The sequence below is a fragment of the Bacillus sp. N13C7 genome (genome assembly GCF_026790065.1).
GTDB lineage: Bacteria > Bacillota > Bacilli > Bacillales > Bacillaceae > Bacillus.
The window spans coordinates 310012-335197 of record NZ_JALAMO010000007.1 but is presented as its reverse complement, the minus strand read 5'-3'; the positions used below and the strand labels follow the sequence as shown (position 1 = coordinate 335197).

Genomic DNA, 25186 nt, shown 5'->3' with positions numbered 1-25186 from the left:
CCTATTTAAGGATTGGAGACATGGCGAAAATCTAACTGGTCTGGCGCCGGACGATATGTTTCTTTTTTCGTCTTGAACTTCCAGATCGGTGATTTCGTTTTGCCGTTAAAACGGTCTTCTACAATCGTGTACCAATAATAAACAGAGTGCGGCTCAAGATGCTCCCAACGGAATTCAGCGGTACCCCCGCTTTTCACCTGCTCCCGCTTTCCGAGCTCTTCATTGGTATATACATTACATTCAAAATAATCGGTTTCCACCTTTTTGATCCTCGGCTTCAAGTCAAGCGAAAGGGAAAACTCATCCTTGTTGCCGTAGGTATCTGTATCATAATAGTTTTTATCTTGTAAATGCGGAGAGTACGTCGACACATGCACCATATCACTTGCCTGGTCAAACTGCAGCAAACGCAAATACCCTTGCCCGCCTTCCGGTCCGCCCTGATAATCGGCCAGCATTTGATGCACGAGGCGATCCGGTTTTCCATCACCATCATCATCCAGCTCATCTGTTTTTCTCATCGCACTATGATAATGCCCGCTTAACACCATTACCACATTCGGATTCGGCTTCACGACTTTTTTGAATATTTTCTCTCCGATCGGGCTTCTGTTTCCGCTGACCAGCAAATACTCATGAAAAGCTAAAACAGCCATCCGGTCAGGATGCTTCTTCAGCACCTGATTCATCCACGCGACGTCCTCATCCGTAATGCCCCATCCCATGTACAGCATGATATAGTCATTGCCGTTGCTGGAAATCAGGTCATAATGTCCGCGGTTATTTTTATAGGAACCGTCATAATGCAATTTTTTATCAAAACGATGACTGCCAAAGTATTTGCCAAACGCTCTGTAGGAGCCGTCCTTATGCCCGACATCGTGGTTGCCGGCCAGCACGCCGTAAGGAATTCCGTTCTTGTCCAGAACGGACATTGACCGATCAGCGTTTTTCCACTGTCTGATATCGGCAGAATCATCTACAATATCACCCGTGTGAAACACATATTTGATATTGAACTGCTTTTGATTATTTTTGATCCATGCGTTCTGTTTATCAAAAATATGCGGATAGCTTTCGGCGTAATACTGTGTATCGGACATCCAGACAAATGTGTACATATCCTTCGCAGGAGGAATTTCATCCTGGACAATCACATTCATCTTTGACTTCCGCACAAAATCGGAGACGATTACTGACGCCTTCAGCGTAAACGTTTTCTTATCCTTAGCAACGAAGCTGTCAATCGGCTGCCACTCGTTTGTCCGATAATTCCAAGCATACATCGTCACCTTTCTTCCCTGCAAAGAACTTCCTTTCCAGACCGCTTCCGCCAAGTCATTCTCATCAACTGACGGATCAACCGTCACTTCAAAGCGGTGATAAGGGAAAAGCTCCTTCTTTTCTGTCGATACTGCTTTTCCGTCAGCAGCAGATACCCGCTCCAATTCTTTATTCGTAAACGGGGCCTCACGTTCCGGCACAAAGTTTTTCGGCGGTTCAGTCAGTGATGCATGCTTAAATATTTTTACATTGTTTCGCGCTGTATATTGAAATCCTCTATAAAAAGCGACATCCATAGGGTCATCCGTCGGATCCTTCACCCGCACAGAAAGCTTCGCCTTATGCGTGTCGGCTTCGGTATCAATGACCTCCGGCTGATCCGGATGCTCACGTTCTGTTTTAAACGTCCGCTCAATGACCGTCTTATTGCCCGCGAGGTCCGTTGCTGTTATTTTTAAAGAATGTTTCCCCGGCAAAAGTTCAGAAGATGACGTATGGTAGGGAAGGGTAATGCTTTCACCGTCTAAAGACGCCTCCGCTTCCTCAATTTTGCTCCATTTATCATACATATCCGCCTGCAGAATGAGGTTTCCTTTATACGTTTGTCCCTCGGTGATATTCGGCTCAATGTGAGGCCCTGAATTATCCACCCGTACAACCAGGCTTACATTTTCCTTGCCATCGCTTGCTTGAATATGGTGAGCGCCTTCAGAAAGCTTTGATGTATCCCACTCCAGCAGCTGTGAGGTAAACAGTCCGTCAGGCAGATTGAATTGAAATTGCCAGCTTTTATTCGACCGCTGATTATCACCAATAAAGAGTTCCTTCTCAGGAGAAACCCTCTCATCCCTGATGACCGTACCATCCGATAACACCAATCGGGCGTTTTTGACTAAGAAATCATCTCGGTTTTCAGCCGTATCAAACGGAGACGCCTTTGAACCTGATCGTATCGTAATACGCTGCAGCTGCTTCCCTTTCCGAAGCAGTGTCTCTGGCAATGGAACAGAATAGGTGCGGTATTTATTTGTCGTGTCATCAAACACCTTTAACACTTTCCCTTCCATTGTTACCGCGTTTTTAAAGTAAAGATTCGTTTTTCTCGTATCGAACGCAAAATAGACTTCTTTTTCCATAGCGGGCTCTGTCACTTGTTTTTTGCCGTCAATCCACAGCTTAATGCTGTCCGTGCGCCCGTCTGTCGTCGCTTTGAGAAATTGAGTTCCCGAAAGCGTGTCTCTATTTTCAATGTTCAGCCGCAAACCATGCGACTTGCTTGTTTGCTTAATATCAATCATTTTAACCGGTGTTCTCGCTTCATTGATCCCATCCCCTGCCGCCACGTAATATTCAAGCTGATCCTTCCCGATCAGTTCAGGCGAATACACAATATAATGGTACAGATTGTCGTTGCGGTCTTTTTCAGCGAGAATGCGCTTAAACGGTTTGTTTTCATCCGTCCGGTAGTAAAAGGCTGCGGTTTTCACAAGACTGCGGTCCCGTATATCAGCCCGCAGCTCAATGCTTTCTGCAGGACGGACAGGCTTGCGGTCAGTCAAATCCTCAATGACCGGCTTTTCTTTATCAAGCTTGATTTTCCGTTTCTGCTCAGGCACCTGCGCCTGTAATACGGCTCCAGGGGATGGATTCTTTTCTCCGATTGAAATATTGAGAAGTTCTGCGGTTCCGTCAAGCGGATATTTGTACAGCACAGACGACAGCCGGCGCAGCGTATGTTTCCGATAGTGAGCAACCGAAATATCCTTTCCTGTATTCGTTGATATCACAACTGCCCGCGGCCTCGTATTGGCCATGCCCTCTGCCTCTTCAATCACCGCGAGGTTTTTCCCTTCCGTTAATTGTGTCTTGTAATACCGATTGAAATCTTCCGCCGTCAATTCCGGATGCCCGGCAGGCTTCAGCCAGACGACAAACGTTTCGCCGGATGGTATCAGGATTTTTTCATCAGGTCTCCAAATCAGATCGGAGTCAGGCCCTTCTTTTGGGTAGCGATAACGGATATGATAGTCTTTAAAATCAATCGTTCGGTCAGTGGTATTATAAATCTCAATAAATTCATACCCGTCTGCACGTCCTGTGTTCTTTGTATCAACTGCCAGCTCTGTGATCAGAAGCTCAGGAATATGAGCAAGATCAGCCTGATACCCTTCAAGCTTCAGTTTCTTCATCTCTGACTCGACCCGCTGCTTCCCATTGGAAACCACAATGTAATACTCAAGCTCGCTGTTCCAAATCAACCGTTTCGGGATTTGTGCCAAAAACTTGCGGACCGCTCCGGGTGTCGGGTCCATCGGCACCATTTTGTAGCCCAGCTCATTACTTTGTTTATAAAACAGAAAGGCAGAAAATGCTTGATATTCATTGTCACGCACTTGTGCCTCAATTATCAGATTGCTTTTCATTTCAGCTTTCACATCGATTTGAGGAGGATTTTCAAGCAAGGGTATGTAATGAGGCGTTTGAAATGGTTCCTGTTTTATAACAGGAACAGCTTTTGGTTCATGATGACCGCCATATAAAACTGAAAGAAATGACAAGAATAAAGAAGCAATAACTGTGGATTTCCTCATCAAAGCACCTCCCTTTTCATGTATTTTGCGTTTGAACAGGGAAGCTTATGAATTAATTTTTGTGTAAAGAGAACAAAAAAGCGTCTGCCTCTTGAAAATTCCACTATTCCCCAGTAAACTAAGGATAGTTAACCGGTTAACAATTAAATCAGAGAGGCAGATTGATGGACAACAGCATTCATGATGAATTATTTCAAGCTATACAACAATTCGCATTAAAAAGAGATAAACGCGTCTGGCAAAAGGTGCAGATTCCGTCCTCAAAACATCTCGACCACCTCAAAAAAGACTGGACATTGACCCAGCTTCACATTGTTTCCTGTATACATACCAGCAAAAATGTGAATAACAGCTTCTTAGCAGCCCGCTTACATATCTCAAAAGCAGCTGTTTCAAAAGCAATTCAAGCTTTGTTGAAACATAACATCATTACAGTGACAAAAAAGCCGGGCAACAAAAAAGAAATTTTTTATACGTTAACTGAAAGCGGCAAAGAACTGGCGGGGTTACATGAACGGCTTCATCAAAAAGCAAAGGAGCGATACAAACAGCTCTTCAATGAATTTTCAATTGATGAGTTGAAAACAGTGACTGCGTTTATTAACTTGTGGATCAAGCATATGTAAAAAAGCCTCACCCGCACGGGAGAGACCTTTCCATATTATTAAGCCCTGTCAAATACAATATGAAGTGAGACGGGTCCGCGTGTATACAGACCGGACTCAGCATAACAAAAGTCTTCCTCTAATCTGATATTCCGCATCTTATCCAGCACAATATTAGCTACAATTTCGATTTCGGTTTTGGCAAAAGCTGCTCCTACACAGTTATGAATGCCGGATCCGAAAGCGAGATGCCGGGCGGCGCCGCTAAAAGCGCTCTTGATGCCAAGATCCTCCCGATGAATATTAAACACGTCAGGCTGTTCAAATGCTTCAGGATCCCGGTTAGCCGCACCGATCATACAAAAAACAATCGTATCTTTTTTGATTTCCATACCGCCGACCACTGTATCTTGGGACAGCTGCCGCGGAATCAGCTGAACCGGCGGTTTATAACGCAATGTCTCCGCAATGGCTCTTGGAACTAAAGAACGGTCAGCCAAAACATCATTCATCTGCTCAGGATTGTTGAGCAAATGGTAGATCATCAGTGCCAGCGTCTTATCAGCCGGTTCCGTTGCGGCTAACAGCACATTAAGAATCAGTGCGAGTATATCCTTGTCCGACATCGCCATGCCTTCATATTCAGAAGTACATAGGATGGAAATTAAATCTGATCCCGGATTGACGTGACGTTCTTCAATGACCGGCATCAAGTATTGGGAAAGCTGTTCGCTGCACCATAACGAATGTGCCCGCGCTTCAGGAGATTGAGAGATACTCGTGATAAAATCGGCAACTCCGCTGTGCCACTCAGCGATTTTTTCATGGTCTCTTTTATCCAGCCCGAGCATGTCCATCGTGACGCACACCGCAAACGTCTTTCCAAAATCATTGACGAGATCAATTTTCCCTCTTTCAAGATAAGGCGCTAACAAGTTTTCTGCATTTTGTTTAATCAATGGAGACAGATGATCCAGTGCGTCACCGATGAAGCTCCTCACTACAATTCTTCTTTTGGCAGAGTGTTCTTTTCCATGCATTTGGGCCAGCACAGGGCCTCGCATGACTGGTTCGGCACGCTCAACAAGTGATTTCGTCGTGAAGATATCCGGATGCTGAAGGATATAGCGGACATCATGATAGCGGCTGATAAAATAACTGTCTATCGACTCTTCATAATGAACCGGATCTTCCTCCCGCAGTTGTGAAAAATAAGCATATGGATTGTTTTGAAATTGATCAGAAAGCACACTAAACAATTTAATCGATTGGCTCATGTTTTACTCCCCCTATCATCCTTCACATGTGATCCGTTTCTCAGAAAGCATCTGCGCCATTTCCTGTACAATGAGATACCCTTGATTCGGCCGCATACAAATAGAAAATTCATGGTTACTGATCTTCTCACCCAGCTTCCACGGACGATGATAAGCAAGGAGCGTCTCTTCCACCTCTAAAATATCCGGAGCTCCGATAAAAAACGGCAGCTCAGCTATGACATATTCCACAGCCAAATTCAGCATATCCTCACTGACTTCTTCCATCATCAAACTGACGCCCCGTGCACGCCCGATTATCGCTTCACGAGACATGTCCAAACAAGCATGTCGAAAATGAGGCTGCTCAAAAAAAGCATGTTCAACTTCTTGTCTCAACAGCTGGTAGGCTTTGTTTTCCATAAAATCAGAAAATGTATGAATCGCCTTCGGATCCCCGCCATGAGCCACAAGAGCTCTTTCTGCAAATCTCCTGTTTCGTGATACCTCTTTCCTTACTTTTCGTTCAGCCTTTCCTCTCGGAGTTCCAAGCGCTTCTAGAAGATTAGCCGCCTCATGCCCCGCAAGTAAAACAGAAACGCTTTTAAATTCAGCTTTCGCCCATCCAATTAATCTGTAAATATAATCCTCTGAAAACCTGCTGTTAAATGGGCTGATCCCCACCAACACATGCCTGCGCCGTTCAAATATTTCTCTGCAGTTTTCTGTTAATGGCTCAGCAATAAAATGCACAGACCTTCTTTCCGTTACCATTCCGGTCATCTCATTCACCCCTAAAACTTATCCCGCTTTAAGTCATCACCCTCAAATACAAGATGGAATAGCTAGAACAACTGAACAAGACGAATGGCAGGCAGCACTTAAAGTTTCCAAATGTTTTTTAAGTTTTTAATAATCATTTTCAATACCCATATCATGATAAATGTTTACTAGTAAACATTAGTCATTTTATCCCTTTTCCTTCCAAACGTCAATATGATCTGTACCCAAATATTTGAAAATAAATGTAAACATCACATTTTTCACACACTTTTTACACGCATATTCAGCATGACATATCAACAAATAGTCTAAACACCAACAATTGACAACGAAAACAAGAAAAGATAAAATAAAATTGTTCACCAGTAAACGATTATTGTTTCATCGTAAACTATTATTCCTAAGAAAGAAGGTAGCCTATGTCTGATTTGACAAAACAGATGATATACGACATATACGTGAGACTGCTGCACCTTAATGAACAAAAAGCGAACACTTCACTTCAGCAATTTTTTAAGGAGGCCGCAGAAGAGGATGTAGCTGAAATTCCCAAAAATATGACAAGCATTCACGTCATTGACTGCATCGGCCAGCATGAGCCCATTAACAATGCGGGGATTGCCAAAAAAATGAACTTATCGAAAGCGAATGTAACGAAAATCAGCACAAAACTGATAAAGGAAGAATTCATTAACAGCTATCAGCTGTCAGATAACAAAAAAGAAGTGTATTTCAAATTAACACGTAAAGGAAGACAGATTTTTGAGCTTCATGAGAAACTGCATAAAAAAAAGGAGCTGGCTTTTTACCAATTCCTTGATTCATTTTCTTTAGATGAACAGCGTGCTGTATTGAAATTTTTAGAGCAGCTGACATTGAAACTCGAAGCGGAACAAACCGATGCGACTCCGGACAAACCTGTACAGTAAACAAAAAGGCGGTGTACACTTTATGGCTCAAACAAAATCAAAGGCGGTATGGATCTTATATATTGTTTGCTTCAGCGCATTTTTTGCATCTTTAAGCCAAAACATTTATTCACCTATTATCCCGGTTATTAAAGAATCGTTCCATGTTTCCGCAGCTATGGTGAATCTGTCAGTCTCCGTCTTTATGATCGTGACTGCCATTATGCAAATTATATTAGGGACCATCATAGATTTTAAAGGCGCGCGTTTTGTCTTGATTGCCGGTATTCTGGCAACAGCAGCAGCCAGCATCGGCTGTGCAGTGACCACTGACTTTACTTTATTTCTGATATTCAGAATGATTCAGGCAGCCGGGTCCGCAGCACTGCCTCTTATTGCCGCCACAACGATCGGACAGCTTTTTACAGGCAGTGAGCGAGGGAGTGCGATGGGAACATATCAGATGCTCCTTTCCGCCGCGCCTGCTATCGCCCCTGTTCTCGGGGGATTCATCGGCGGAGCAGCCGGATACGAAGGGATCTTTTGGATGCTTACGGCCATCTCTGTCGTTATACTGGTAACAAACAGCATATACTTTCCTAAGGATTCTCCCGCTGAATGTAAGCAGCAAGCCAAGGGCAATGTGTTGACTCATTATAAATCTATATTTACAAATCGCACAGGAAACGTCATTTTAGCCTTAAGTTTTGTCCTCTTTTTCATTTATTTTGCAGTAATTGTCTACCTCCCAATATTGCTGACAGAGCATTACCATATAGATGTGGGTATAGCAGGACTGTTATATTTGCCGCTGGCGCTGAGCACGATTGCAGGTACGTTTCTGTTTAAAAGAATACAGGCAAAAATCGGGCTGCACACTTTGTTTATCGGAAGCAATGTGATTGCCGCCTGCAGCATCATTTTATTTGCTGTTACACATTCCGTTTCTCTCGTTCTCATGGCTCTGACGCTGGCACTGTTTGGCATCTCGATGGGGGTTATTCCTCCCTTGTACTCTACAATGATTACCAATGAATTTGAGCACAACAGAGGGAGTGCAATCGGAATGTTTAACTTTATCCGATATACAGGCATGGCAGCAGGTCCGATGGTATCTGCCTACTTGCTCACAATGATGCCGTCTGCCATGTCCTTTAGCCTCCTAGGCGTTGGATTTGCCGCATTGAGCTTTTGCCTTCTTCCTTCAATGTTTTCGCCGCAGAAGCGCACGAAACAAAAAAAGCACCACATGTAAAAAAGCTGCCATCTGTATGGCAGCTTATTTCTTTCGCAGCGGATCTAAAATGCCTTTTTGAATCAGCAAATGGAACACCGATAGGATAACGGATGCCCATATCGCTGTGCCGAAGCCGTCAATTTGAAAACTGTCACCCATAATGGAAGCAGTCATCATAAGCGTGATCGCGTTAATCACAAACAAAAAGAGACCAAGCGTCACCATCGTGACTGGCAGTGTAAAGATAATCAAAAGCGGTTTAATCAGCACGTTTAAGATCGATAAAATGAGGCTGGCGATAATTGCTGCCCCGATGCTGCTGATATGGATAGAATCAATATATCCATCAATGACGATTAATAACAATGCATTTACCAAAATGCTGACTGCCCATTTTACCATGTCATTTCATATCCCTTTCTGACGGGACGATATAAATCCAAATGATATAAATGAGCAAAACAGGGAAAACACTTGTCATAATAGCTAAGATGACCGTTATGACTCTGAGGAGTGATGCATCCCAATTGAAATATTCTGCGAGACCGCCAATGACACCGGCAATTTTCTTGTTTTTTTCTGAACGATAAAGCTGATTCATTCGATCACCTCTGTGAGTACTTTAGTTTGATGGCGCCTGTTAGTGATTCTGAGAAGACGGTGATGTTTTGATCGTGTGCCTGATTTGAAGTGAACATCATTTCTTTTTGAATGGTATCATTTTTTTCTTTCAGCATCTCAACATCCATTAATTCATGGGACAGCGAACCAAGATTGCTTTTCAGCTCCGCCTTCACGGCAAGATCGTCTGGAATCGAAAGCTCCACATTTCCAGTCGTCGTTTTCGAGTAAATGGAGCGGCAGTCCGATTCTGTTACGTTTATCGCAATATTCCCGTTAAAGCTTTGAACATCAATCGATTCGCTTCTCCCGCGGAGATCGATCAATCCGTTAATGGTTTCCGCTTCTATCGTGCCGCAGTTGTGGCTGGCAAGCTTAATTTGCCCGTTGGCCGTTTCCGCTATGGCTTTTTCGGCTGTTAAATGTGAAAACGACAGCACGCCGTTTGTCGTTTTCGCTGAGAACTCTTTTACATGTAAATGTTCCCCTCTGGCCGGACCGTTAAACAGCTTCACCCGAATCTTATCATACTCCTTCTGAGGAATGTACAGCGTCACATTGGTTTTCATCGTTTTCTTCTCAGTACGGATAAAAAATTTATTTCCTTTAATTTCACATTCAATATGCTGAAGAAACGCATGTCTCGCTGCGTCCTGGCTGTCAGCGCGATATACCTTCGCCTGGCATTCCGCTCTGATATCCTCGTCCTCCCAAGGGACGATATTCACGCTGCCGTTGGCGATTTGAAGCTCAACACTGGAAAAGTCAGTATCTTTAAATTGAAAAATGTGCTGAACATCATACGCATGGCCAAAGTTCAAATCGAGATCGACTTCCTTGACCTTTTTCACGGCAGAATCAATCCAATCAAACAGCTTGGCTCCTAAAGACGGCTTGCCGCTATCTTTTTTTGCTGCTGTAAATGGCTCTTCCTCGTCATGCACATGAACTGAGAGCGCTGTGATTTTGTCTTCCTTTTCCTTGTAGTCGCTGTCAAGCTTTTCAATCAATGTCAAAGCCTCTTGTGCTGTAAGCTTTCCTTCCTCCACAAGCTTAAGGATCCGTTCCTTTTCTTGCTTCATTGCGATCTCCTCCCCATTGTCTACTTATGCTGCACGCAGCACCTTAATGCCCTGAATCACATTCCAAATGATAATGCCAATGACAACCAAGAAATAAATAACCGCTCCACCAATAATCACAAATACAGGCAGCAGGCTGTCTCCATTAATCGCAACGGCTCCGCCAAGAAAAGCAATAAAAAGGACCAGCCAGCCGACAAACGGAACAATGTGAGAAATAAGAGAACGAAGCGCATGGCGTTTGGTTTCTTTCTCAGTCACAACAAAATAAGCGACAACCGGCACAATGATTGGCGCAATGAACACACTGAAATAACAAAGTGATGCAATAATAGCTTGATTACGATTCAATTCGTTCCACACTCCTATTGTGAAATGACCATGACAAAAGATCAGGGACGTTTTACTTATTCATACGTTTAAAACCTCTTCAGGGTTTCAAATTCATTCTTTAGACATGCTCCGATTTACGGAAATTGGATTTTAAAAAGTTTTAGAAGTAGAATCTTTCCGCTGTACCGATTACAATATGTAAAAAGCTTACGGCAATCAAGGAGGCTGGACAAGCAATGGAGAAAGATCCCAGTGACTATACAGTAACACAAGAATCGGTGTTACAACTAATTCATGAACAAAAAAGAATGAATCGTGAAATGATCGCCGAGCTTGAACAGATTCACGGACCTTTTCCGATCTCTCACGATATTCAATATATAAAAGTGCTGCTCGATAGCAGCAATACGCATATTGTTCAAGATTTAATGAGTGTCAGCAAGCAGCTGTATAAGAAGACTTTGTAAGATATACTGCAAAGAAAAGACAAAACCCTCTACTAAATAGAGGGTTTTAAGATGTAGCCGTTTCTTTCGCTTCCAAGATCAATTTCATGCGTTTTTTGTCACGCTCCATAACAGGCTTCAAATAGCGGCCTGTATACGATTCTTCCACTTCAGTAATTTCCTCAGGCGTGCCCGACGCGACAATGGTTCCGCCTCCGGCTCCGCCTTCTGGCCCCAGATCCACAATATAATCCGCTGTCTTAATGATATCGAGATTGTGCTCGATGACTAAAACCGTATCTCCGTTGTCCACCAAACGCTGAAGCACGACAAGAAGTCTGGCGATATCGTCGACGTGCAAACCTGTCGTCGGCTCATCTAAAATGTAGAGCGTGCGCCCTGTTGACCGTTTGTGAAGCTCCGATGCGAGCTTCACACGCTGCGCTTCTCCGCCCGACAAGGTCGTCGCCGGCTGGCCGAGCGTAATATAACCTAAACCGACATCATAGAGAGTTTGGAGCTTACGCTTGATTTTCGGGATATTTTCAAAGAAAGAAAGAGCATCTTCCACCGTCATATCAAGCACATCAGAAATACTTTTTCCTTTGTACGTCACTTCAAGCGTTTCTCGGTTATATCGTTTACCATGGCATACCTCGCACGGAACGTATACATCAGGAAGGAAGTGCATTTCAATTTTAATAATCCCGTCTCCGCGGCAGGCTTCACATCGCCCGCCCTTCACGTTAAAGCTGAAACGGCCTTTTTTATAGCCGCGCACCTTCGCTTCATTGGTCTGTGCGAATACATCACGAATGTCATCAAACACACCGGTGTATGTCGCAGGATTGGATCTCGGCGTTCTTCCGATTGGCGCCTGGTCAATGTCAATGACTTTGTCTAAATGGTCCAAGCCTTTAATCTCTTTGTGGCTGCCGGGCTTCGCTTTGGCTTTATGAAGCTTTTGCGCCAGCGCCTTGTGCAAAATTTCATTAACGAGGGTACTCTTTCCTGAGCCGGAAACCCCTGTAACCGCTGTGAACGTTCCAAGCGGGAACTTGGCATTCGCTTTTTTCAGGTTATTTTCTGCAGCGCCTTTAATCTCAATGTAACGGCCGTCCGGCTTTCTTCTTTCAGGAGGCAATGGGATAAACTTTTTCCCAGATAAATAGCTGCCCGTCAATGAGTTTGGATCTTCCATCACTTCTTCCGGCGTACCTGCAGACGTCACCTGTCCGCCGTGAATGCCGGCGCCCGGTCCAATATCAATTAAATAATCGGCTGCCATCATCGTGTCCTCATCGTGTTCGACAACAATCAGCGTGTTTCCAAGGTCTCTCATATTCTTCAAAGCGCTGATCAAACGGTCGTTATCACGCTGGTGCAGGCCGATAGACGGCTCGTCTAAAATATAAAGGACACCGGATAAACGTGAACCGATTTGCGTTGCCAGCCTGATGCGCTGCGCCTCTCCCCCGGACAGTGTTCCCGCAGCCCTGCTCAATGTCAGGTAATCAAGGCCGACTTTGTCCAGAAAGCTTAAGCGCTCCACAATTTCGCGCAGAATCAAATCAGCAATCTTCATATCTTTCTCGGAAAGAGTAAGGCCTTTAAAGAAAGCCAGTGCGTCACCGACAGATAGCTCGGTAATTTTCCCGATATGGCGTCCGTCAATCAATACGGCAAGCGCCTCTCTCTTTAACCGGTAGCCTTTACAAGTGGGGCAAGACTTCTGAGACATATACTGCTCCATCTGCTCACGGATGAAATCAGAGCTAGTCTCCTTATACCGTCTTTCGATATTGTGCAATACGCCTTCAAATTGAATTTCGCCCTCACGTATTTGCCCAAAGTCATTTTCATAACGGAAATAAATCAGATGATCTCCGCTGCCGTACAGCACTTTATCCAGCTGGTCCTTCGGCAGGTCTTTTACCGGCACATCCATATCAATACCGTAATGGGTGCAGACCGCCTCAAGTAGCTGCGGATAATACTGTGAACTGATCGGTGTCCAAGGAGCGACGGCATTCTCCTTTAATGATAAATCTTGATTGGGGATGACGAGATCCGCATCCACTTCAAGCTTCATTCCGAGACCATCACACGTCGGACACGCTCCGAATGGGCTGTTGAACGAAAACAGCCGCGGCTCAAGCTCACCGATTGAAAATCCGCAGTGCGGGCAGGCATGATGCTCACTAAACATCAGCTCTTCCTCACCGATGACATCAATCATGACCCGCCCTTCACCTAAACGAAGCGCCGTTTCAAGTGAATCTGACAGACGGGCTGCCACGCCTTCTTTCACCACAATCCGGTCAATGACAACCTCAATCGAATGCTTTTTATTCTTTTCTAATTCAATATCATCAGAAAGCTCTGCCATTTCGCCGTCAATTCTGACTCTGACATAGCCTTGTTTTCTGATCTGGTCAAGCACTTTGACATGAGCGCCTTTTCGGCCCGATACAATCGGGGCCAGCACCTGAAGCTTTGTCCGTTCCGGGTATTCAAGAATTCTGTCAACCATTTGCTCGATGGTTTGCGATGTAATTTCAATCCCGTGCTCCGGACAATGAGGCTTCCCTACTCTCGCATACAAAAGACGCAGATAATCATAAATTTCAGTTACCGTGCCGACAGTAGACCTCGGATTCCGGCTCGTGGTTTTCTGATCGATGCTGATAGCGGGAGACAGCCCCTCAATTGCATCAACATCCGGCTTATCCATTTGCCCTAAAAACTGGCGGGCATAGGCAGACAGCGACTCGACATACCGTCTCTGGCCTTCTGCATATATGGTGTCAAAGGCAAGGGAGGATTTCCCTGATCCAGACAATCCTGTAACAACGACAAGCTGATCTCTTGGAATTGTCACATCGATATTTTTCAGGTTATGCGCCCTGGCTCCCTTCACCTCTATCCGATCCATAGCCATTGTTCATCATCCTTCCGCTTTTAGCTCTAAAAGTAAATCGCGAAGCTCCGCGGCTCTTTCAAAGTCAAGCGCCTTGGCGGCTTCTTTCATTTCGTGCTCCATCTGTTCAACGACTTTCTGGCGTTCTTTCTTCGTCATTTTCGACAGCTTCGGCGCGGCTTTTGTTTTGTATTCCGCTTTATCCTCAGCCGCTACCGTTGCACGAATGACATCGCGAATTTCTTTATTTATTGTTTTCGGCGTAATGCCGTGCTCTTCATTAAACCGCTCCTGCTGCTCGCGGCGGCGTTTAGTTTCATTAATGGCAATTTCCATAGACTTCGTGATTTTATCAGCATACATAATGACACGGCCTTCCGCGTTCCGCGCTGCACGTCCGATGGTCTGGATAAGCGACCGCTCCGAACGAAGGAAGCCTTCCTTATCTGCGTCCAAAATCGCAACGAGAGAGACTTCGGGAATATCGAGGCCTTCTCTCAGCAGGTTGATGCCGACAAGCACATCATACTTGCCGAGGCGCAGGTCACGGATGATTTCAATCCGTTCAAGCGTCTTAATCTCTGAATGCAGATAGTTTACTTTAATGCCGATTTCCTTCAAATAATCAGTCAGGTCCTCTGACATTTTTTTCGTCAGGGTTGTCACGAGCACCCGTTCATCCCGTTCGATTCTTGCTTGAATCTCGCCGATCAAGTCGTCAATCTGGCCTTCAATCGGACGCACATCAATAAGCGGGTCAAGAAGCCCTGTCGGACGGATGATCTGCTCGACCATTTCATCCGTATGCTCAATTTCATACGGACCCGGTGTTGCTGATACATACACGATATTGTGCATATGCTTTTCAAATTCCTCAAACCGGAGCGGACGGTTATCAAGCGCTGATGGAAGCCGGAAGCCGTGATCCACGAGCACCTGTTTCCGCGCCTGGTCTCCGTTAAACATGCCGCGCACCTGAGGAATCGTCACATGCGACTCATCCACCACGATCATAAAATCGTCTGGGAAATAATCAAGAAGCGTATATGGCGTTGAACCCGGAGGCCGAAGCGTCAAATGTCTTGAATAGTTCTCAATGCCGGAGCAGAAGCCCATTTCCCGCATCATTTCAAGATCATATCTTGTGCGCTGCTCTAAACGCTGTGCCTCAAGCAGCTTGCCGTTTTCATGCATGACCTTCAGCTGCTCCTCCAGTTCCTTCTCGATATTTTGAATGGCTTTCTCCATTTTCTCCGCCCGCGTTACGAAGTGGGACGCCGGGAAAATCGCAACATGGTCGCGGTCGCCGAGAATTTCACCTGTCAGGGCATCCACTTCCCGGATCCGTTCGATTTCGTCACCGAAAAATTCAACTCTGACACAATGTTCATCACGGGAGGCAGGGAAGATTTCCACTACATCTCCGCGCACACGAAACGTACCGCGCTGAAAGTCGATATCGTTGCGGGCATACTGGATGTCTACAAGTTTTCTGAGCAATTCGTTGCGCTCAATTTCCATTTCTGGCCGCAGCGACACGACCATTTCCCGGTATTCTTCAGGCGAACCGAGTCCGTATATACAAGACACACTCGCAATAATAATGACATCTCTCCGCTCAAATAAAGCCGAAGTAGCAGAGTGTCTCAGTTTATCAATTTCATCATTAATACTTGCGTCTTTCTCTATAAATGTATCCGTTTGAGGCACATACGCCTCCGGCTGATAATAATCATAGTAGCTGACAAAATACTCAACAGCGTTGTTCGGAAAAAATTCTTTGAACTCACTGTAAAGCTGTCCGGCGAGGGTTTTGTTATGGGCTATCACGAGAGTCGGCTTATTGACTTCTTTAATCAAATTGGACACCGTAAATGTTTTGCCCGTTCCTGTCGCACCCAGCAGAGTCTGATGCTTCTTGCCCTCCTGAATTCCTTTTACAAGTTTTTCAATGGCTTTCGGCTGATCTCCCTGGGGCTGGTATTTCGAGACTAACTCAAAGCGATCTTTCACAAAATAAGCCTCCGTTTCTTTACGAAATCTTCCTATAGATATAGTAACACAATAGGATGCAAAATCACTAAAAATACGAACTAAAGTTCGGTGGTTTTTTATTTCCAGCTGTTTTCGTGTATAAAAAACCTGCTTTTAAAACGTAAAAGCAGGAATTCAGTCGTTATATTCATTATGTCCGATTTATTCTTCTTTTTTCTCAGCAGCTTTTTTGGCCATGTACAATCCGCCAGCCACAAGAGACACAACATCCAATCCTACAATAAAATACGTTTCTGTATAGCCTTTTAAATAAGAGGCAAACAGCAATGCAGCTGTTAGAGCGATCGCTACATAATGATTAAAGGTGACTCTTGTAAAAAGGACAACAAGCATAAAAGGGAAAAACAATGCAAAAACGGCTTTTGTAATCAACAAAAACCCTCCTCAAGGATTCTTCATCTGATCTGATTATAGTAAAAAATGAAGAATCGGACAATCGTGCAATCGTTCCCTCTTTCTACACCATACCCTTTTTCAGCCTAAATCAATCATCATCTCTGCACTTTGGTCCCAGCCCACAGAAACATCGACAGATCAAACCATGATAATGAATAAAATAGAATATAAACAATAAAAATTACATTATGGTTGTGAGGGCTGGCCAGTACTCCATGAAAATGGAGTGGACAAATATGAAGTTCAAGTTCGTATGTGACTCCCGAGAAAGCAATCAGTATCATAAAGTAAATAAAATACAAATAACACACAGTGCCGCTGTTCTTATCAGCGGCACTTTTTTATGAATGCATGACCGCTGTCAGTCTCCGAGAATAATAGAAAATAGGCATACAGCACCAGTCCCGCACCATTTTTCATGATAATCTAACTAACTTAACTATTCATTTTATTTAGGACTTTCTGAGTTTGACAGCATTTTCCTGAAAATCTACAATTGAATGATAGTGTTTACTATCATTTTTAAACACTGGCTCCGCCATAAAAAGACTAGAGAGAAAAATAAAATGAAGGAAAGAGGGGTTTCAAATATGTATTCTGTTTTATTTCGCCAGGCAGAAGAGTCCAGCCAGCTGGCTGGAGCAAAAGGAATGAATTTGATTAAATTGACCAAACACGGTCTTCCTGTTCCGGACGGGTTTATTATTCAAACGAATGCGCTCGCACGTTTTATGGAGGACAACCAGCTTCAAGAGACTAGTGAAAACGTCGAAAGCGGGATCATTTCCGGAACATTTTCGGTTGAGCTGAAAAATGAGCTGACTAGTTCCTTTTATAAGCTTAGAGAATCATATCGATCCGTAGCCGTGCGTTCTTCGTCTGCCTCGGAAGATTTAGAAGGCGCCTCATTCGCGGGTCAATATGAAACCTACTTAAATATCAAAACAGAGGAAGAGTTTCTGGCTAAAGTGAAAGAATGCTGGGCCTCATTTTTTTCTGGGCGGGTCAGCAGCTATAAGAAAAAAATGAACAATCAAATCGCAGAGCCGTTAATGGGAATAGTCGTTCAGGGGCTGATCGATTCAGAAATGTCAGGTGTTATCTTCAGCCGCAACCCTGTTACCCATGATGATAGAGAGCTTTTAATCAGCGCCAGCTACGGGTTGGGTGAAGCTGTTGTTTCAGGAAGTGTTACCCCAGACACGTTTATCGTTAATAAATCTTCGTTTGAGATTCAGAAAGAAATAGGTGCTAAGGAAATCTACATGGAGTCTGCGGCAGAAGGAATTGCTGAAAAAGAAACGAGTGAAGACATGCGCAGCCGTTTTTGCCTTACAGATGAACAAGTGATTGAATTGGCTGAAATCACAAAAAAAACCGAAGACCTGTACGGATATCCTGTCGATATAGAATTTGGAATTGCTGATCATCAAATATACCTTCTGCAGGCTCGTCCGATTACAACCATTGATCAGGACAAAAAGGCGGCAGAAGAAAAACGCAGCTTCATGATTACCGACACTGATATGAATGATTTCTGGCTTAACATGGAGTCTAATATTGAAGGTCCGGTGAGTCCGTTATTTTCATCCTTCATCGTGCCGGCATTGGAATATGGTTTGAAGAAGAGCATGCAAAAGTTTCCGATTGGTGTAGTTGTTGATGAAGTAAAACTTTATCGCGGACATATTTATTCCAAAAACCAAGGCGGACAGCAGCCTCCTTCTGAAGACTGTGGCAAAGAGCTTTTCCCGATTTTATCGGAGCATATGTATGACATCATCAATCACACATACCTCCCTTTTTACCGGACACTGGACCAGCTCGCACAAACTGAGCATACCGCAGAAAGCGCACTGGATGCTTTTCAAAAACTAAAGGCCTTTTATCTCACGGCTTATGAAGAGCACTTCAATATCGTTTTCCCGCAAATCCTTTTAACAAACAAACTGCAAGCGATGTATCAGGACATTCAAGGAGAGTCCGAAAACGCTCATTTTTACGAGATGCTGACAGGAAAAATGAACAAATCACTGGAAACGGACCGTTGCTTATGGCTATTTTCTATGGAAGTTCAGGAGAACCCGAACCTTCTGGCCATTTTTGAAAACAACAAGCCTGAACAGCTCCAGGAGAAATTGGAACAAACAGATGAGGGAAAACACTTCCTGAAGAACGTCCATGAATTCTTGCAAGAATACGGATGGAGATCTGTTAAAAGTCATGATCTGATTGAACAAATCTGGGTGGAAAATCCGTATTTCGCTCTGGCCAATATTCAAAATTATGTCCGTAATGGCTATCATTTTGACAATGAATTTCAGAAAACGAAAGAAAAACGAGAGAAATTATACAATGAATTCTTGGAAAACATAGAAGATCCCGGTTTACGCACTGAATTTGACCGCCTTTATCAATGGACGCTGAGCTCTGCAAATATAAAAGATGATCACCACTTTTATATTGACGCCATGCTGGATGCCAAGGCGAGAATCTTTCTGCTGAAGATAGGTGAATTGCTGGCGGAAAACGGTGTCATTCATGATCGTGAGGACCTTTGGTTCTTATATGATGACGAAGTGGAACAAGCGCTTCTTCACCCTGTACCCCTGCAAGAAAAGGCTGAAAAACGCAGACAGATTTTTCAAGAGTATGAGCTGGCCCAAGCTCCTGCCTATCTCGGCACTCCGACTAAAGAACAGCTTAAAGCTGCTGAAGAAATTGTCGGCGCGGTGATAGAGGATGAAAAAAACACGGAGAATCATATATTTGGCATTGCAGCATCAAGCGGCATTGCAACAGGTCCGGTGAAAATCATTCGGGACGCCAGTGAATTTTCTCACTTCGCGCCTGGGGAAATCCTTGTTTGCAAAATGACCACACCGCTATGGACCAGCCTGTTTCAAGACGCAAAAGGAATTATTACAGACACAGGGGGCATTTTGTCTCACGCTGCGATTATTGCCCGCGAATACGGCATTCCCGCCGTTCTCGGCACACGTACAGCAACGGAAAGACTTCGGGACGGAGACATCATCACTGTTGACGGAAGCAGCGGCAAAATCACGGTAGTCAGCCGGGCCTGATGCGTTCTCCCTCTTTCTTATACAAGCGGGGCAGGTGTATACTTGTCCTGCCAGTATATTCGTGAGGTGAAACGTATTGAGACCGACAAACAAGAGAATCCTTGACGCTGCCATGCAGCTGCTCGTCAAAAAAGGATATCGCGCAACGACTACAAAAGAAATTGCAGAAAAAGCAAATGTAAGTGAAGCGACGATTTTCAGGAATTTCAAAAACAAACAGGGGCTAGTCGAAGCTTTGCTTTCTCAGCATTCTCCAAACAGAAGCAGCATTTTGGAACAAACAGAAGGCGATTTGTACAAAGACCTGCTTCATATCGGAACCTGTCTCTTGGAGGAGCTCGAACAAAGAAAAGATATCATTAAAATCAGCTTTCGTGAACCCGCCATGTTTCAGGATGTCATCAACCATGTCACTGAATATCCTCAATCTATGAAACAGCTATTGGTTGATTATCTCAAAACGATGGGCGAAAAAGGGGTTATTCAGACAGGACATGAAGCGGAGCATGCCGATGTGTTCATGTCGATCATTTTCGGTTATTTTATTCACCGTCTCCATTTGGGAGACCGGGTGATTTCCATGCCCCAGGAAAAAATGCTGGAGCATAGCACAGCTCTATTTGTCAAAGGAATTTCTTGATGATCTCCTTGGCATAACAAAAAGGAGGATCCCCATGAGCTCAAGAAAAGAATGGGCGCTGATCGTCTCGCTATTATTGGGTGCCATCCTGGTTCCCATTAACTCAACGATGATCGCGGTTGCGCTCTCATCTATATCCCATACGTATAACGAGTCCATCGCAAGCATCACCTGGGTGGTTACCGTTTATTTAATCGTGATGGCAGTCACACAGCCGATCGCGGGAAAACTCGGGGACATGTACGGCAATAAAACCATGTATTTATGGGGCGTCGGCCTTTTTCTTATCGCGTCCTTAGGCTGCGCACTCTCACCTAGCCTGCTGCTATTGATTGTGTTTCGGGCATTGCAGGCTGTAGGCGGCGCACTGCTTACGCCAAACAGCATTGCCATTATCCGCCACGTAGTTTCTGAAAAACGCCTTCCGAAGGTATTTGGATTTTTTGGGCTTGGCGCAGGACTTGGAGCAGCACTAGGGCCTTTCATCGGCTCTATGCTGATTGACAGCTTCAGCTGGCATTCAATTTTTTGGGTGAATATCCCGTTTCTCGCCATTGCTTTATTTACAGCATTCACGATGTTTCCTCAGTATAAAGAAAACAAATCTGACGCGCCGCTTGATATTATCGGCTCTCTCTTGCTCGCAGGCAGCATTGTTTCAATTATCCTGCTGACCAAAAATGAGGCTTCGTGGGGTTATGCAGTATACAGTGTATTGATACTTCTTTTTGTCCCGCTTTTTTTCAGAAGAGAAAAACGCACACAGCACCCAATTATCGATTTTACACTGTTTAAAAGCTCAACCTTTACAAATGCCAATCTATCAGTTTTGCTAAGCAATCTGATGATGTATGCCGTCTTATTGATCATGCCGTTATTCATGACGAGCCAATTTGGGCTGAATACGTCGAACAGCGGCATGGCGCTTTCTGTGTTTTCGATCTTTATGTCAGCCAGCAACTGGGTCGGCGCCCAGCTCCATCACAAATGGGGGGCAAAAAAAATCATTTTTCTTTCATTTGCCATGATGGCTGGAGCGAATCTATTATTTTTGTTCTTAAGCAGCTCTCACTCGGTCTTATTCCTGATGATTTCTCTCATCCTCGGAGGGCTCGCATCCGGAGTCGGACTGACCAGCATGCAGGTGTCGTCCCTTGCTACAGTAGACTCAAGCATGTCAGGAGTGGCGTCCGGCATTTTCTCGACCTTCCGTTATTTCGGAAGCATCATTTCATCTGCCTTAATCGGCCTGATTTCCGGATATCACACGTTATTTATGATTCTCTTTGCCGTCTCCATCATTGGCGTTTTTGTTTCATTAGGGATCAAATCTGATAAAACGGAACAGGTGGAAAAAAACTCAGCGTAACACAAAACAGCCCGGCACCGCTTCTCCTTGCGGTGCCGGGCTGTCTCTTATGATCCGGACAAAGCGGCGGCTTCGTCCTCACGGTCATCCTTTACGAAAAGGATGCCCAATTCATGATGTTCTCCCTCATAAGAAGCACGCTGATCAAAACGAATTTCTCCATTCAAACCGATAATCTCAAGCTTCACATATGCACGGTTATGCTGGAGCGCTTCATAAAAATCAGATACGTTCTTAACGGGTATGCCATTGACTTTCGTAATGATTTCCCCGATTTTCAATTCCAGATCCTCAGCTGGCGTATTTGGTATAATCCCAAGCACCATTAAGCCCTGATCACGTTTCGAGAAATAAAACGGAGCCGCGTTATCATTCACCCTTTGCTTAATGGACAGAAAAATACGCCCTAATACAGCTGCACAGACGGCTGCACCCGCAAGCGGCGTCCACAGTATGCTTGCTGCACCGAGAGCTGTGACAACAAGGCCGAGAATACAAACCCGTTTCGCTGTGATCCTTATGCTCGTTTCAGGCAGAGATCCCTGCACCCTTTGTCCGAATCCGACAAAGTAAGGAATCCATAGAAAGTGGAATGATCCGCCGGGAACAGTAAACACAGGCCACCAGCTGAGGTGCGATTCTAATCCGTTGCCGGGTACGAGCAGGAACAGCGGCAAAAGCCATATCCGGTTTGCCAGCTGCTGGCCGATCGGCAAACCGCGGCTGCTCACGACAAGTGCCGGTGACGTTCTCACATGTGCAGAGCGATAAGCAACCGCTCCCTCGATGATAACCAGCAAGCCTAAAAACACAGCCATAGCCGGCCAAACAACTGCAAATCCTTGCGGAAATCTCTCTAGAAAAGGTTCCGCCTGATTCATTTGCAGTCCAAAACCGATCAGCATACTCACGCTGACGATATATGCAGCAGACATCCAGTTTGCGCGAAGAGTGAGCGCTGCCGCTGCAGTGATAACGGCAATAATCGCAAGTAAACCGAGAGGAACTGAAATTCCAAGTACCCCTAAAACAACCGACAGAAGGATACCTGGGATCAGTCCCTTTGTATAAGTAAATTTCAGTTCATCATAAATATCTGCAATTCTTGTATGAAAGGTTTTTCGTTCCCGTTTGATTCTTACATAGCCGAAAGCCAGACTTATGATGATAAAAAACCAGAAAAGCGGGTGTAAGAAGAAGAGGCCCGCACTTTTTAACAGTTCAAATCCCCATTGAACAGACACTATCTTTCACCGCCTCAAGCCAAACATGTTACTCATATTCTATCAAATATTAAATGGCTTGGATATCCTCAGGAGTGTTTATCCTTCTTGCGTCATCCACAGCGTGACATTCGATAGTGAAAAATCCTTTAAATAATGGTTTACGTCCACATCCAACAACCCGCTGATCAGGTGCATCGACCTTTTGATATCTGTCAGATTGATGCCTAATCGTTTATGGTTTTTCATTAAGTAATTAAAATAATGTTTGGCACATTCTTCATTGATATCATTTACTGATTCGACATTGGTATAATTGACCAAATATCTGCTGAATAGCATAAGAAGACTTAGTGCTTTTGTAGCTGAAAATGTTACGTCTTGTGTTCTGTCTTTTAATTGTTCCACTAATTCATAATATTTTTTTTCACGCACAATACTTGCCCTCTTCAATTGTGAACCCCCATTTTCATTATACAGATAAGCACGGGCCAGTATAAGCAGCAGTACTGGAGTGCTAACAAGCATTCTCGTTATCGTTACCCTGTTAAATACCTGTCGTTCAGCTGCCATAAACCTGTTTACTGTTCTTTTTAGAACCTTCTTATATTGTATGAAGTAAACAAAGACTAGGCAACTTGCAAAAGTTTCATTTTAAATGCATATTAACTCGTTAGAAAGTCTCTCTCATATATTGATATCGGGTAATCACAGTCCTTTATAAATGTTTATTTGTGAAAATTTTTTTAAATTCTTGTCAAAAACTCATTTTTTATGTGACTTATGATCCATTACCTCTTTAAGCACAAAGAAACAGGAGATGGAATTCCATCTCCTTTAATTAATAACTAATGATTTCAGTGCTGTTTGAAGCTGCAAGTCATTTTTTTCATCAGATTTTTTCTTTTCGATCAGCTGATTTAATGTCTCTGCGGTGCGTGTGTCGATTACGCCCGTTTTATCCAGTTTGTTCTGATCCTGAAAGGCCATGACCGCTTTTTTCATGTCCTTGCTGAAATAGCCATCTTCACGTCCCGGATCAAAACTGAGGCCTTTTAATAATACCTGTGCATGCTTGACGTCTTCATTGTTCATATCCACTTTAAGCGGTTCCTTCAGCTGCAAAGGCCCGGCGGAAAAATAATCAGGCTGTTTAATCGCAATGGTCGGCTGAATTCCTTTTTTATGAATCCAATTCCCATTTGGCGTCAGCCACTTGTAAAGCGTTAATTTAATGTTGCTTCCATCTCCCATCGGAACCGCCTGCTGAACAGTTCCCTTACCAAAGGACGTATCACCTACAACATCATAATGCCCTGCTTCTTTTAATGCCCCGGCAAGGATCTCTGAGGCGGAAGCACTCCCTTTATCTGTGATGACATTGACAGGATACGCTTTTTTCTGGGCCAATGTTGAGAAATACCGTTTTTTATCACCGTTACGTTCAGCAATTTGAATGTACGGCTGATCCTTTGTGATGAATTGCTTAAGAATTTCTTCCACACTTTGAAGATACCCGCCCGGATTGCCGCGGACATCAATGACCAGGCCTTCAATTCCTTTTTTCTCAAGATTGCCCAGCGCCTTTGTAAAGTCCTCTGCGGTATGCTCAGAAAAAGTTGAGATGGCGATATATCCGACAGTGTGCCCCTGTACTTTTTTCTCTGAAGCAAAAACCGTTTCGAGCGGAATCTCAGCTCTTTTGATCCGGAATGACAGCTGCTTCTTCGTACCGGGCCGCTGAATCTTCATTGAAACGCTGGACCCTTTCTTTCCTCTTATTTTTAGTACAGCGTGGTTTAAATCCTTGCCGGCCATCGATTCTCCATTAATGCTGATAATTTCATCATTAGGCTTGAGCCCGGCTTTTTCTGCTGGTGATTTCTTAAATGGAGACACAATGATAATTTTGCCGTCCTCCATTCCAACCTCAGCCCCAATACCTTCAAATGAGGAATCAAGAGAATCAGAAAATTGCTTAGCCGTCTGCTTGTCCATGTAGACAGAATAAGGATCATTCAGCGTAGACAGCATTCCTTGGATGGCTCCCTCGAGCAGCTTTTCTCTATCAACTTTTTCAACGTACTCATTCGAAATTAACTCGTACGCTTTTTCGATTTTATCCATCGCCTTATCCCGTTCAGAATCAGCCTGTGCCGTCGCGGCAACAGCTGCGGTCTGGGGCTTATCCACCTCAAGCAGGTTCATTCCCGCATATACGCCGGCGCCCCCGAACAGCATGCTCCCCGCTGCGATCACAGCCATTATTTTTTGATTCATCCTTTACTCCTCCTGTATGCCAGACTGTCTTTATCAAAACCTAGAGATAGTATATGTAAAGGATGGAGATT

The 25186-nt window shown here is 44.3% G+C and carries 20 protein-coding genes; 7 read left to right on the top strand and 13 right to left on the bottom strand.

Annotated elements, in window-relative coordinates; translation table 11 throughout:
- Window positions 1-5: 5 nt before the first annotated feature.
- Window positions 6-3875 carry a metallophosphoesterase gene (locus tag MOB98_RS09815; protein WP_268367161.1) on the bottom strand — a complete coding sequence of 1290 codons (3870 nt, stop codon included), beginning with the start codon at window positions 3873-3875 and terminating at the stop codon, window positions 6-8.
- 164 nt (window positions 3876-4039) lie between these two features.
- Here MOB98_RS09815 and MOB98_RS09810 point away from each other — a divergent pair, with 164 nt between their 5' ends.
- Window positions 4040-4501, top strand: a complete 462-nt coding sequence (locus MOB98_RS09810; protein ID WP_268360467.1) for a MarR family transcriptional regulator — start codon at window positions 4040-4042, stop codon at window positions 4499-4501.
- Window positions 4502-4539: 38 nt separating this feature from the next.
- Here the strand turns inward: MOB98_RS09810 and cypX are convergent, their stop codons facing one another.
- Together cypX and pchC are read right to left on the bottom strand one after the other, a co-directional pair.
- Window positions 4540-5757: a pulcherriminic acid synthase gene (gene cypX / locus MOB98_RS09805; RefSeq protein ID WP_268360468.1), complete on the bottom strand. Its 1218-nt coding sequence runs from the start codon at window positions 5755-5757 to the stop codon at window positions 4540-4542.
- Between the two features lie 15 nt (window positions 5758-5772).
- Entirely contained in the window at window positions 5773-6519 is a 747-nt protein-coding gene (gene pchC, locus MOB98_RS09800; RefSeq protein WP_268360469.1) for a cyclo(L-leucyl-L-leucyl) synthase, read from the bottom strand.
- A gap of 419 nt (window positions 6520-6938) precedes the next feature.
- Between pchC and MOB98_RS09795 the strand changes: the two genes are divergently transcribed.
- Both MOB98_RS09795 and MOB98_RS09790 read left to right on the top strand, forming a co-directional pair.
- Window positions 6939-7448, top strand: a complete 510-nt coding sequence (locus MOB98_RS09795) for a MarR family transcriptional regulator (protein WP_268360470.1) — start codon at window positions 6939-6941, stop codon at window positions 7446-7448.
- A gap of 22 nt (window positions 7449-7470) precedes the next feature.
- Window positions 7471-8682: an MFS transporter gene (locus MOB98_RS09790; protein ID WP_268360471.1), complete on the top strand. Its 1212-nt coding sequence runs from the start codon at window positions 7471-7473 to the stop codon at window positions 8680-8682.
- Window positions 8683-8706: 24 nt separating this feature from the next.
- Here MOB98_RS09790 and MOB98_RS09785 read toward each other — a convergent pair whose 3' ends face one another.
- The 4 genes from MOB98_RS09785 to yvlA are packed head-to-tail and all read right to left on the bottom strand — an operon-like array spanning window position 8707 to window position 10718.
- Complete coding sequence (locus MOB98_RS09785) at window positions 8707-9066, bottom strand: phage holin family protein (RefSeq protein ID WP_268360472.1); 360 nt, start codon at window positions 9064-9066, stop codon at window positions 8707-8709.
- Window position 9067: 1 nt separating this feature from the next.
- Entirely contained in the window at window positions 9068-9265 is a 198-nt protein-coding gene (locus MOB98_RS09780; protein WP_268360473.1) for a PspC domain-containing protein, read from the bottom strand.
- 4 nt (window positions 9266-9269) lie between these two features.
- The gene (locus MOB98_RS09775; protein WP_268360474.1) at window positions 9270-10367 is read right to left on the bottom strand and encodes a DUF4097 family beta strand repeat-containing protein; all 1098 of its coding nucleotides are present in this window, start codon (window positions 10365-10367) and stop codon (window positions 9270-9272) included.
- A 24-nt stretch (window positions 10368-10391) separates the two neighbouring features.
- A complete protein-coding gene (yvlA, locus tag MOB98_RS09770) occupies window positions 10392-10718 on the bottom strand; it encodes a protein YvlA (protein ID WP_268360475.1) in 327 nt (108 codons plus the stop codon).
- A 218-nt stretch (window positions 10719-10936) separates the two neighbouring features.
- On the opposite strand from yvlA, the gene MOB98_RS09765 reads away from it, so the two are divergent.
- Complete coding sequence (locus MOB98_RS09765) at window positions 10937-11167, top strand: hypothetical protein (RefSeq protein WP_268360476.1); 231 nt, start codon at window positions 10937-10939, stop codon at window positions 11165-11167.
- A 46-nt stretch (window positions 11168-11213) separates the two neighbouring features.
- On the opposite strand, the gene uvrA is transcribed toward MOB98_RS09765, so the two are convergent.
- The 3 genes from uvrA to MOB98_RS09750 form a co-directional block, all read right to left on the bottom strand.
- On the bottom strand, window positions 11214-14087 hold the full coding sequence (gene uvrA, locus MOB98_RS09760; RefSeq protein WP_268360477.1) for an excinuclease ABC subunit UvrA: 2874 nt from the start codon (window positions 14085-14087) through the stop codon (window positions 11214-11216).
- 6 nt (window positions 14088-14093) lie between these two features.
- Entirely contained in the window at window positions 14094-16079 is a 1986-nt protein-coding gene (uvrB, locus tag MOB98_RS09755) for an excinuclease ABC subunit UvrB (protein ID WP_268360478.1), read from the bottom strand.
- A gap of 183 nt (window positions 16080-16262) precedes the next feature.
- Window positions 16263-16493, bottom strand: coding sequence for a CsbA family protein (locus MOB98_RS09750; protein WP_003228053.1), 231 nt, complete (start codon window positions 16491-16493; stop codon window positions 16263-16265).
- A 614-nt stretch (window positions 16494-17107) separates the two neighbouring features.
- Between MOB98_RS09750 and MOB98_RS09745 the strand changes: the two genes are divergently transcribed.
- The 3 genes from MOB98_RS09745 (at window position 17108) to MOB98_RS09735 (ending at window position 21612) form a co-directional block, all read left to right on the top strand.
- Window positions 17108-19603: a PEP/pyruvate-binding domain-containing protein gene (locus MOB98_RS09745; protein WP_268360479.1), complete on the top strand. Its 2496-nt coding sequence runs from the start codon at window positions 17108-17110 to the stop codon at window positions 19601-19603.
- Between the two features lie 76 nt (window positions 19604-19679).
- Window positions 19680-20243: a TetR/AcrR family transcriptional regulator gene (locus MOB98_RS09740; RefSeq protein WP_268360480.1), complete on the top strand. Its 564-nt coding sequence runs from the start codon at window positions 19680-19682 to the stop codon at window positions 20241-20243.
- A 34-nt stretch (window positions 20244-20277) separates the two neighbouring features.
- Window positions 20278-21612, top strand: coding sequence for an MFS transporter (locus MOB98_RS09735; RefSeq protein ID WP_268360481.1), 1335 nt, complete (start codon window positions 20278-20280; stop codon window positions 21610-21612).
- 47 nt (window positions 21613-21659) lie between these two features.
- On the opposite strand, the gene minJ is transcribed toward MOB98_RS09735, so the two are convergent.
- The 3 genes from minJ to ctpB all read right to left on the bottom strand — a co-directional run bounded on the left by minJ (window position 21660) and on the right by ctpB (window position 25115).
- Window positions 21660-22856, bottom strand: a complete 1197-nt coding sequence (gene minJ / locus MOB98_RS09730; RefSeq protein WP_268360482.1) for a cell division topological determinant MinJ — start codon at window positions 22854-22856, stop codon at window positions 21660-21662.
- Between the two features lie 78 nt (window positions 22857-22934).
- Window positions 22935-23288: a swarming motility protein SwrAA gene (swrA, locus tag MOB98_RS09725; protein WP_103747342.1), complete on the bottom strand. Its 354-nt coding sequence runs from the start codon at window positions 23286-23288 to the stop codon at window positions 22935-22937.
- Between the two features lie 384 nt (window positions 23289-23672).
- The gene (gene ctpB / locus MOB98_RS09720) at window positions 23673-25115 is read right to left on the bottom strand and encodes a carboxy-terminal processing protease CtpB (protein ID WP_268360483.1); all 1443 of its coding nucleotides are present in this window, start codon (window positions 25113-25115) and stop codon (window positions 23673-23675) included.
- Window positions 25116-25186: the final 71 nt, after the last annotated feature.